This is a genomic window from Vibrio fujianensis (assembly GCF_002749895.1).
In the GTDB taxonomy this organism is placed as follows: Bacteria; Pseudomonadota; Gammaproteobacteria; order Enterobacterales; family Vibrionaceae; genus Vibrio; species Vibrio fujianensis.
Genome location: NZ_NBUS01000034.1, coordinates 5,099 through 15,184 on the forward strand (window position 1 = coordinate 5,099; position 10,086 = coordinate 15,184).

Below are 10,086 nucleotides of genomic sequence, written 5' to 3' on the forward strand. Positions count from 1 at the left end.
ATACGCCTTCATTGGCAAGGAGTGTCACCAATTTTATTAAAGGTAAACCGACCAATGAGTTGGGGTCGTCTCCTTCTAATCGTTCGAAAAGAGCAATGCCTAGACCTTCGCTTTTAAAACTTCCAGCGCAGTAAAAGGGCTGCTCTATGTCGACATAACGAGCGGCTACTTCATGGGTTAGCCTACGAAAATGAACCGTATAGGTGTCGACGATCACCTGAGTATTTCGGGTGAGTGAGTTGTATAGCGCAAGCCCAGTATAAAAAGTGATGGCTCGTCCACTCTGGTTGAGTAGTTGCTCAATGGCCTGTTCTCGATGGTGGGGCTTTCCCACGATTTTTCCATCAATCACGCAAACTTGATCGGATCCTATCACCAAGCTGGGTTTGTCAAGCGAGCAGGAGAGCGCTTTATTGGTTGCTAAGCGAGTAACTAATTGTTCTGGCTCTTCATTGTTCAATGGGGTTTCATCACAATTGGGTTGTGTGGTGATAAACGGAATAGCGAGTTTTTCCAGCAATTGCTGACGATACGGTGAGGTTGACGCTAAAACTAGTTGGTAATTCTGCATTTTAATTTACAATTGTCGCGGCTTTGTGGGTAGCATATCGGATCTTTTGGTACTATCTCAAGCAGAGCACACTTGTTTCAAGAGTGAGGCGGTTAGTCTTACCCATTAAGGTATTGCGTTGCCATACAATAACGATAAATAAGAGTGGGAAAAGCAACTTTTTTGCCTTTTCCTTTGACTAAAACTATTTTGGAAGATAATATTCGCGCCCTATGCAAAAGGTAAAAATACCGCGAACGGTTGACCCGGCTAAAGCTGCTCAAAAACGACTTGATTACGATGGTATCATCCAACAGAGTCTTTTAAAGCGTTTAGAAGAGTCAGTCGCAGGCGTAAAACGCGACGCTCACGTCTCATTGTCATTTGGGATGGATGAACAGCAACTGGTTGTTATCTCTGGTAAAGCTAACATCGCAGTTGATTTAGAGTGTCAACGCTGTAATGAGTTATTCGCACATGAGTGCGAAGTCGAGTTTACTTATACTCCCTACTATAGTGAGAAAAGCGAACAAGATGCCCCCGACGAATATGATTTGGTAGATCTTAATGAGTACGGCGAGGTAGATCTCATTCAGTTAGTTGAAGACGAGTTCATCTTAAATTTGCCTCAAGTTGCGATGCATGATGAAGCGGATTGTAGCGTTAAATCAGACAATTTGGTGTTTGGTGAACTTCCAGAAGAAGTGTTGGAAGAAAAGCCGAATCCATTCGATGTTTTAAAAAGTTTAAAGAAGTAAATCTTTAAGCATTAACATAGGAGTAGGGTCCATGGCCGTACAACAAAACCGTAAAACACGTTCTAAGCGTGGTATGCGTCGTTCACACGATGCACTAACTACAGCTGCTCTTTCTGTAGACGCGACTTCAGGTGAAACTCACCTACGTCACAACGTGACTGCTGACGGTTACTACCGTGGCAAAAAGGTTATCAACAAGTAAGGTTGACCTTTGCAAAAATTAACCGTTGCACTTGATGCAATGGGCGGGGATTTCGGTCCTCGCGTTACAGTGCCTGCCGCCGTGCAGGCACTGTCGCATTTCCCAGAGCTAAAAGTGATTCTTGTTGGTGATCAAACAACGATTAACCAATACTTATCTTGGCTAGGTTACGAACCCGATGCTCGTTTGAGTGTGGTGCATAGTGACCGAATGATCTCTAACTCAGAAAAACCTTCATTGGCATTGCGTAATAGCCAAGGTAGCTCTATGGGGCTGGCTATTGATTGTGTTGCTCAAGGTTGCGCGGATGCTTGCGTGAGTGCTGGCAATACTGGAGCATTAATGGCATTGTCACGTTTTCGTCTCAAGCTTTTACCGGGCATTGATAGACCGGCGCTTGTTTCCGCTTTACCGACAGCATCAGGCAAAAAAACCTGGTTGCTTGATCTTGGGGCAAATGTGTCGAGTGATGCCGATTCTCTCTTTCAGTTTGCGGTGATGGGAGCTGCATTGGCTGAACAACACTTGCATCGTCCACCTCGTGTGGCCATTTTAAATATTGGCGCAGAGGAAATAAAAGGCAATGATCTTGTCAAACAGTGCGCACAAATGTTAAAGCAAACACAGGCCGTGAATTTCATTGGTTATATTGAAGGGAATCAGCTATTAGTCGATGCTGCTGATGTCGTGGTATGCGACGGTTTTGTGGGTAATGTGTGTTTAAAAACGTGTGAAGGAACAGCACAACTCTTTATTGATAAGCTAAAAACTCGATTTTTAGCCTCATCCATAAAGGGTTGGCTAGCAAGAAAACTATTTTCAGATTTATTTAATGAATTAAAAACCTTGAACCCCGACCAGTATAACGGCGCAAGTTTGCTAGGATTACGCGGCATTGTGATCAAAAGTCACGGAAGTGCTGATGTATCCGCAGTCGTCAACGCGATAGGTGAAGCGGTTCATGAGGTAAAACGACAGGTCCCTAGCCGCATCAGCGATCGTTTGGAAGCGGTTTTACTCGAGAGGCATTATTAGTCTTCATGTATAGCAAAATTTTAGGTACAGGCAGCTACCTGCCAACTCAGGTGCGTACCAACGCAGATCTAGAGAAAATGGTAGAAACCAGTGATGAGTGGATTGTCACTCGCACTGGTATTCGTGAACGTCGTATTGCTGCTGAAAACGAAACGGTGGCAGATATGGCTTTTTATGCCGCCGAAAATGCCATTGAAATGGCAGGTATTGATAAAAATGCGATAGATCTCATTATTGTTGCAACCACCAGTGGTAGCCATAGCTTTCCTTCTTCCGCTTGTCAGGTACAAGCGAAATTGCAGATTAAAGGCTGTCCGGCTTTTGACTTGGCTGCGGCATGTTCAGGCTTTATGTATGGTTTATCGGTTGCTGATCAACATATTAAGTCCGGTATGTGTCGGCATGTGCTTGTGATTGGTGCCGATGCATTATCAAAAACCTGTGATCCGACCGATCGTTCAACGATCATCTTATTTGGTGATGCAGCCGGTGCGGTTGTGATTGGAGCCAGTGAAGACCCCGGTATTTTATCGACGCATATCAATGCCGATGGCGCATTTGGTGATTTATTGAGCCTTGAAGTACCTGAACGCGGTGGTAATCCCGACAAATGGCTGTATATGGCCGGTAACGAAGTCTTTAAAGTTGCGGTGACGCAACTGTCAAAATTGGTGAAAGACACGTTAGCAGCCAATAATATGCACAAGTCACAGTTGGATTGGCTTGTTCCCCATCAGGCTAATTATCGTATTATTTCAGCGACAGCCAAAAAACTGTCTATGTCTCTTGATCAGGTCGTTATCACTTTAGATCGTCATGGTAATACTTCTGCCGCAACGGTTCCAACGGCACTTGATGAGGCTGTTCGTGATGGACGAATTCAACGAGGTCATCTGCTATTGCTTGAAGCCTTTGGTGGAGGTTTTACTTGGGGCTCAGCGTTAGTACGTTTTTGAACCTCATTCAGTGATTTATTTAGTTTTAAGGAGTGTTATGACTCCTTATTCATTATTAAGGTTAAGGAATAGAATATGAGCAAGTTTGCTATCGTATTTCCCGGCCAAGGTTCACAAGTTGTTGGTATGCTTGCTGAACTTGGACAGCAATATGAAGTGGTCACACAAACCTTTGCCCAAGCCTCTGAAGTTCTGGGTTATGATCTATGGGCGTTGGTACAAAATGGTCCAGCAGAGGATCTCAATCAAACATTTCGTACTCAACCTGCACTTTTAGCCGCTTCTGTTGCCATTTGGCGAGTTTGGCAATCTTTAGGGTTTGAACAGCCAGAATATTTTGCTGGGCATAGTCTTGGTGAATATTCAGCGTTAGTGTGTGCAGGCGTGATTGATTTTCAGCAAGCAATTAAATTGGTTGAATTGCGTGGTCAGCTAATGCAAGAAGCGGTACCAGCCGGAACGGGTGCGATGTATGCGATCATTGGGTTAGACGATGATTCGATTGCTTATGCTTGTCAGCAAGCGGCTCAAGGACAAGTTGTTTCACCGGTTAACTTTAACTCACCAGGTCAAGTGGTCATCGCCGGACAAAAAGAAGCGGTTGAGCGTGCGGGTGTGCTATGTAAAGAGGCTGGGGCAAAACGTGCATTACCCTTACCAGTGTCTGTACCTTCTCACTGTGCGTTAATGAAGCCTGCAGCAGAGAAACTCGCGCTGGCGTTGGTTGGGCTTGAGTTTAATTCACCGAATATTCCTGTCATTAACAACGTTGATGTAATTGCAGAAACAGATCCGGCTAAGATAAAAGATGCCTTGGTACGCCAATTGTATAACCCAGTACGCTGGACCGAAACGGTACAGAAAATGAGTGATGCTGGGGTTGAAAAACTGTTTGAAGTTGGCCCTGGTAAAGTGTTAACTGGCTTAACAAAACGTATTGTAAAAACAGTCGATGCTGCAGCTGTTAACGATCTTGCATCATTGGATGCCGTAAAATAAAGTGGGAAAAAACATGACGGAATTTATGAGTCTTGAAGGTAAAGTTGCTCTAGTCACTGGTGCAAGTCGTGGGATTGGTAAAGCGATTGCGGAAACACTAGTTGCTCGTGGTGCGACGGTTATCGGTACCGCCACCAGTGAACATGGTGCTGAAGCCATCAGTGCTTATTTAGGTGATAACGGGAAAGGGTTTGCTTTAAACGTCACTGACCTCAGCTCCATCGAGATGGTATTAAAAGCGATTAATGAACAGTTTGGCAGTATCGATATCTTAGTCAATAATGCGGGTATTACCCGTGATAATTTATTGATGCGCATGAAAGATGAAGAATGGACAGATATTCTCGATACTAATCTCACTTCCATTTTTCGCTTATCGAAAGCGGTGTTACGTGGCATGATGAAAAAACGCCATGGTCGTATCATTAATGTGGGTTCAGTGGTTGGTACCATGGGGAATGCTGGACAGACAAACTATGCGGCAGCAAAAGCGGGCGTAATTGGCTTTACTAAGTCAATGGCTCGTGAAGTTGCATCACGTGGTGTGACGGTTAACACAGTTGCACCAGGTTTTATTGAAACTGATATGACAAAAGCGCTGAATGATGAGCAACGTGCTGCTACACTAGCACAAGTTCCAGCGGGACGTTTGGGCGACCCACGGGAAATTGCTTCAGCAATTGCGTTTTTAGCGTCATCTGAAGCGGGTTACATTACCGGTGAAACATTGCATGTCAATGGCGGTATGTACATGGTTTAACGCCGGTTGTTTAATGGAATCGGGTGTTATATATCAAGTTAATACCGACTTCTGGTAACAGTTGGGTTTAAATTGCATAATATTTATGCATGACTTATATCAATAATGGTGTGAATTTCGGTTAAAATCGGTAAATTTGTGGTTTGACCAGCAAGCTCCCTCTTGCAACTTTCACTAGTTCGAATAAACTACGGAATCATCGCATTAGGCGAAATCTGTAAAGGAAAAGAAAACATGAGCAACATTGAAGAACGCGTAAAGAAAATCATCGTTGAACAGCTAGGTGTAGACGAAGCAGAAGTAAAAAATGAATCTTCTTTCGTTGAAGATCTAGGTGCTGATTCTCTAGACACTGTTGAACTCGTTATGGCTCTAGAAGAGGAATTTGATACTGAGATTCCTGATGAAGAAGCAGAGAAAATCACTACTGTTCAAGCTGCGATCGATTACGTAACCAGCAACGCTCAGTAATGTTCTCCCCAGGCGGCCTTCTAGCCGCCTGAGTTTTTCTCAATCTTTAATCCCTCTCATAGAATTTTTCAATTCCGGAGAATAAGATCGTGTCCAAGCGTCGTGTCGTTGTCACTGGCATGGGTATGTTGTCACCAGTAGGCAACACAGTAGAATCTTCTTGGAAAGCCCTGCTAGCTGGTCAAAGTGGTATTGTTAATATTGAGCACTTTGATACTACAAATTTCTCAACTCGTTTCGCAGGTTTAGTTAAAAATTTTAACTGTGAAGAGTACATGTCTAAAAAAGATGCCCGTAAAATGGATCTCTTTATCCAATATGGTATTGCTGCGGGTATTCAAGCATTAGACGATTCAGGTTTACAAGTGACCTCAGAAAATGCTTCCCGAATAGGGGTTGCAATTGGTTCTGGCATTGGTGGCTTGGATCTGATTGAATCAGGCCATCAGTCTTTGATCGAAAAAGGCCCACGCAAAGTGAGTCCATTTTTTGTCCCCTCAACGATCGTTAATATGGTTGCGGGCAACCTGTCGATCATGCGTGGCTTGCGTGGCCCGAATATTGCTATTTCAACCGCCTGTACCACAGGGCTACATAATATTGGTCATGCCGCACGTATGATTGCCTATGGTGATGCTGATGCCATGGTCGCTGGTGGTAGTGAAAAAGCATCAACCCCACTGGGTATGGCTGGGTTTGGTGCAGCTAAAGCGCTTTCGACCCGTAATGATGAACCACAAAAAGCTTCTCGTCCTTGGGATAAAGAGCGTGATGGATTCGTATTGGGTGATGGCGCTGGCGTGATCGTACTCGAAGAGTATGAGCTGGCGAAAGCTCGTGGTGCTAAAATTTATGCAGAATTAGTGGGTTTTGGCATGTCAGGAGACGCGTATCATATGACCGCGCCCAGTGAAGATGGTTCTGGTGGTGCACTCGCTATGGAAGCAGCCATGCGTGATGCTGGTGTGGCTGGTCGTCAAATTGGTTATGTCAATGCGCATGGTACTTCGACGCCTGCAGGGGATGTGGCTGAAATAAAAGGGATCAAACGAGCGTTAGGTGAAGAGGGGGCAAACCAGGTCTTAGTTTCCTCAACCAAGTCAATGACGGGTCACCTACTCGGTGCAGCGGGATCAGTGGAATCTATTATTACCATCATGTCTTTAGTTGATCAGATGGTTCCACCAACCATTAATTTAGATAATCCTGAAGAGGGGCTGGAAATCGATTTGGTTCCTCATACGGCACGTAAAGTTGATGGTATGGAATATGCGATGTGCAACTCGTTTGGCTTCGGTGGTACCAACGGTTCATTAATTTTTAAGCGCATTTAATTTCCTTTTTGACTTAACTTGTGTTTCAACGGCTTAGTGCTTAGCATTAGGCCGTTTGTTTTTTCAGGGAATTGAAGATGTATTGGCATAATGGCAAGCTAGGTGATTCAGTCAGTATTTGGGATCGCTCTTTTCAATACGGTGATGGTTGCTTTACCACGATGCTCACCAAATATGGAAGCATTCAGTATTGGGATTATCATCGTGAGCGCATGGACGCCTGCTTGGAATATTTTGGTATCATGGCACCAGATTGGCAAAAAGTTCGTGATACGCTTACAGGTGCAGCCAAACAAGATAAAAAGGCGGGGCTAAAACTACATATTAGTCGAGGAGTGGGTGGCCGTGGTTATAGCCCAGCACAGGCGAGTCCGGCTAATGTGACGATTTATCCTTTCGAGTATCCTAAACATTATGCGCAATGGCGAGAATTGGGTCTTACTCTTGGGGTTTGTACCCAAAAAATGGGTCTAAATCCACTTCTTGCAGGGCACAAACATAATAATCGTTTAGAGCAAGTGCTGCTTAAAGGAGAAATGGATCAGGCCGGTTACCTGGATGGTGTTTGTCTCGATCTCAATGGTTTTGTGGTTGAAACGACAATGGCAAATCTATTTTGGATAAAGGGAAATGTCTTATATACGCCCAGTTTAGATAATACCGGTGTTGCCGGTGTTGCTCGACGTATTATTTTACAGTCAGCCGCATCGTTAGGTTTAACGGCGGAGATTGGCTATTTTCCGCTTGAGCATCTCTATCTCGCCGATGAAGTTTTCCTATCCAATGCTCTGCTAGAAGTCGCACCTGTCATCAAAATTACTTCTCAAAATTATATTATTGGCACCTACGTGCGCGCTTTTCAGGAGATATTTGATTCGTGATTAAAAAGTTATTGTCTTTGCTATTATTTTTTTTAATGATCAGCTTTGCTGGTTATTTGTATCTAGTTTCAAAGACGGACCGCTATCTAACGCAAAGTTTGTCTATCAATGAACCCCAACTGATCACTATAACGTCAGGGACAAGTTTAAATGGGACGTTAGCTCTACTGGTTAAAAAAGGGTGGATTGAAGATCACTTTACTGCAAAATTGCTTCGTCGGTTACATCCGGAACTAACCAAAATAAAAGCGGGAACGTACCAACTAGTGCCTAAAATGTCGTTACAACAAAGCCTTGCTTTGTTTGTCTCTGGGCGAGAATTTCAATTTTCTATCACGTTTGTGGAAGGCAGCCGATTTAGTGACTGGCGTGAAGTTTTAGCGAACACACCAGAACTTCGCCAAACCATCCGAGATCTTTCTGAAGCTGACATCGCTCAACGACTGGGTATTAAACATCAACAATTAGAAGGGCTATTTCTTGCTGAAACCTATCACTTTACGAAAGGTGAAGTCGATGTGGAAATTTTAAAGCGTGCGCACCACAAATTAAATCAAACGTTGGCTAAAGCATGGGAAAATCGTCAGCCAAACTTACCACTGCAGTCTCCTTATGAAGCGTTAATTTTAGCATCCATCATTGAAAAAGAGACAGCGATAGATGCGGAGAGAGAACGAGTCGCTTCAGTGTTTATTAATCGACTTAACAAACGGATGCGTTTACAAACGGATCCTACCGTGATCTATGGCATGGGAGAGCGTTATAATGGTCGTATTGGTAAAGCCGATCTACGTGAGCCGACCGCATATAATACCTATGTGATTAACGGGCTGCCACCCACGCCTATTGCGATGGCGGGAGAAGCTTCGATTTATGCAGCGATCAATCCAGAGCAAAGTGATTATCTGTATTTTGTGGCCAGTGGTCAGGGGGATCATGTTTTTTCTAAAACATTAACTGAACATAATCGCGCGGTACGCGCTTATTTAAAACAACTTAGAAACCAATAATGAAGACAAAATTTATCGTAGTTGAAGGGTTAGAAGGTGCAGGCAAAAGCACAGCAATGCAAGTCGTTATGGATACACTCTATGAACACGGTATTACTCAGGTCACTCAAACACGTGAGCCCGGAGGCACGGTACTGGCTGAAAAGATGCGAGCTTTAGTGAAAGAAGAGCATCCGGGTGAAGTGCTTAACGATATTACCGAGGTTTTGCTGATGTATGCAGCGCGAGTTCAATTGGTTGAGAATGTCATTAAACCTGCGTTAAGACGAGGAGATTGGGTGGTTGGGGATCGGCATGATCTTTCTTCCCAAGCTTATCAAGGGGGAGGGCGTCAAATCGCTCACCAAACCATGTCACAGTTAAAGCAAATAGCTTTGGGCAGTTTTCGTCCTGATTTTACGTTATATCTGGATATTGACCCTAAAGTTGGGTTAGAGCGTGCCCGTGGACGAGGAGAGTTGGATCGGATCGAAAAGATGGACATCAGCTTCTTTGAGCGGACTCGATCGCGTTATTTAGAATTAGCCAACCATGATGACTCTATTGCCATTGTTAATGCACAGCAGCCGATTGACGCTGTAAGCCATAACATTCAGCAAGTACTCAGCCAGTGGTTAACGACATGTCAAGATCAACGATGAATTCACTTTATCCTTGGTTGATTCCTGCGTGGATGAGATGGAAAACTCAGCTTGATAGCACACGCTTTGCCTCTGCAACTTTGATTTCTGCCCCCGAGGGATGTGGTGCGTTTCAACTTGTGGAGCGAATTGCTCAAGCGCTAATGTGCACGAACCACTCGAGCGAGCCTTGCGGTTTTTGTCATGGGTGTGAATTGATGCGATCACAAAGTCATCCAGATTATCACTTAGTTCGGCCAGAGAAAGTCGGGAAAAATATTACCGTTGATCAAATTCGTCATGCTAATCGTTTAGCACAAGAGTCTTCTCAGCTATCTGGATTTCGATTAATTGTGATTGAACCTGCCGAGGCGATGAATGAATCAGCGGCGAATGCACTATTAAAAACACTTGAAGAGCCTGCTGCGCAGTGTATTTTCGTGTTAGTGACAGAAAATACCAATCGATTGCTTGCGACCATCGTGAGCCGATGTCAAAAAATTGCCATTC

The 10,086-nt window shown here is 44.1% G+C and carries 13 protein-coding genes; 12 read left to right on the forward strand and 1 reads right to left on the reverse strand.

The annotated features are described in order from the left end of the window. A partial coding sequence (locus tag B7C60_RS01760) for a Maf family protein (RefSeq protein WP_099610198.1) occupies nt 1-571 on the reverse strand: 571 nt, incomplete at its 3' end. Nucleotides 572-783: 212 nt separating this feature from the next. Here B7C60_RS01760 and yceD point away from each other — a divergent pair. The 12 genes from yceD to holB form a co-directional block, all read left to right on the forward strand. Next, nucleotides 784-1,308 carry a 23S rRNA accumulation protein YceD gene (gene yceD / locus B7C60_RS01765; RefSeq protein ID WP_099610160.1) on the forward strand — a complete coding sequence of 175 codons (525 nt, stop codon included), beginning with the start codon at nt 784-786 and terminating at the stop codon, nt 1,306-1,308. Between the two features lie 31 nt (nt 1,309-1,339). Then, nucleotides 1,340-1,510: a 50S ribosomal protein L32 gene (gene rpmF, locus B7C60_RS01770; protein ID WP_021019534.1), complete on the forward strand. Its 171-nt coding sequence runs from the start codon at nt 1,340-1,342 to the stop codon at nt 1,508-1,510. Between the two features lie 9 nt (nt 1,511-1,519). Beyond that, entirely contained in the window at nt 1,520-2,545 is a 1,026-nt protein-coding gene (plsX, locus tag B7C60_RS01775; protein ID WP_099610161.1) for a phosphate acyltransferase PlsX, read from the forward strand. Nucleotides 2,546-2,550: 5 nt separating this feature from the next. Continuing rightward, nucleotides 2,551-3,501: a beta-ketoacyl-ACP synthase III gene (locus B7C60_RS01780; protein ID WP_099610162.1), complete on the forward strand. Its 951-nt coding sequence runs from the start codon at nt 2,551-2,553 to the stop codon at nt 3,499-3,501. Nucleotides 3,502-3,576: 75 nt separating this feature from the next. Next, the gene (fabD, locus tag B7C60_RS01785; RefSeq protein WP_099610163.1) at nt 3,577-4,500 is read left to right on the forward strand and encodes an ACP S-malonyltransferase; all 924 of its coding nucleotides are present in this window, start codon (nt 3,577-3,579) and stop codon (nt 4,498-4,500) included. Nucleotides 4,501-4,525: 25 nt separating this feature from the next. Beyond that, entirely contained in the window at nt 4,526-5,260 is a 735-nt protein-coding gene (gene fabG, locus B7C60_RS01790) for a 3-oxoacyl-ACP reductase FabG (RefSeq protein WP_099610199.1), read from the forward strand. 234 nt (nt 5,261-5,494) lie between these two features. Continuing rightward, complete coding sequence (gene acpP / locus B7C60_RS01795) at nt 5,495-5,731, forward strand: acyl carrier protein (protein WP_000065130.1); 237 nt, start codon at nt 5,495-5,497, stop codon at nt 5,729-5,731. Between the two features lie 89 nt (nt 5,732-5,820). Then, nucleotides 5,821-7,065 (forward strand): beta-ketoacyl-ACP synthase II, encoded by a 1,245-nt coding sequence (fabF, locus tag B7C60_RS01800; RefSeq protein WP_099610164.1) that lies wholly within the window; start codon nt 5,821-5,823, stop codon nt 7,063-7,065. 77 nt (nt 7,066-7,142) lie between these two features. After that, nucleotides 7,143-7,946, forward strand: a complete 804-nt coding sequence (gene pabC, locus B7C60_RS01805) for an aminodeoxychorismate lyase (RefSeq protein ID WP_099610165.1) — start codon at nt 7,143-7,145, stop codon at nt 7,944-7,946. Further along, nucleotides 7,943-8,956 (forward strand): endolytic transglycosylase MltG, encoded by a 1,014-nt coding sequence (gene mltG / locus B7C60_RS01810; protein ID WP_099610166.1) that lies wholly within the window; start codon nt 7,943-7,945, stop codon nt 8,954-8,956. The genes pabC and mltG overlap by 4 nt, the downstream gene beginning before the upstream one ends. Then, entirely contained in the window at nt 8,956-9,597 is a 642-nt protein-coding gene (gene tmk, locus B7C60_RS01815) for a dTMP kinase (RefSeq protein WP_099610167.1), read from the forward strand. Before mltG ends, tmk begins: the two co-directional genes overlap by 1 nt. Next, nucleotides 9,594-10,086, forward strand: a 493-nt coding sequence (gene holB, locus B7C60_RS17535) for a DNA polymerase III subunit delta' (protein ID WP_245868410.1), incomplete at its 3' end; no start/stop codon positions are given. The genes tmk and holB, both read left to right, overlap by 4 nt.

What these genes read in the sequence shown, in the direction of transcription:
- acpP (WP_000065130.1), top strand. Translation starts at nt 5,495, where the DNA reads ATGAGCAACATTGAAGAACGCGTAAAGAAAATCATCGTTGAACAGCTA.
- fabG (WP_099610199.1), top strand. Translation starts at nt 4,526, where the DNA reads ATGAGTCTTGAAGGTAAAGTTGCTCTAGTCACTGGTGCAAGTCGTGGG.
- pabC (WP_099610165.1), top strand. Translation starts at nt 7,143, where the DNA reads ATGTATTGGCATAATGGCAAGCTAGGTGATTCAGTCAGTATTTGGGAT.
- tmk (WP_099610167.1), top strand. Translation starts at nt 8,956, where the DNA reads ATGAAGACAAAATTTATCGTAGTTGAAGGGTTAGAAGGTGCAGGCAAA.
- rpmF (WP_021019534.1), top strand. Translation starts at nt 1,340, where the DNA reads ATGGCCGTACAACAAAACCGTAAAACACGTTCTAAGCGTGGTATGCGT.
- fabD (WP_099610163.1), top strand. Translation starts at nt 3,577, where the DNA reads ATGAGCAAGTTTGCTATCGTATTTCCCGGCCAAGGTTCACAAGTTGTT.
- B7C60_RS01780 (WP_099610162.1), top strand. Translation starts at nt 2,551, where the DNA reads ATGTATAGCAAAATTTTAGGTACAGGCAGCTACCTGCCAACTCAGGTG.
- yceD (WP_099610160.1), top strand. Translation starts at nt 784, where the DNA reads ATGCAAAAGGTAAAAATACCGCGAACGGTTGACCCGGCTAAAGCTGCT.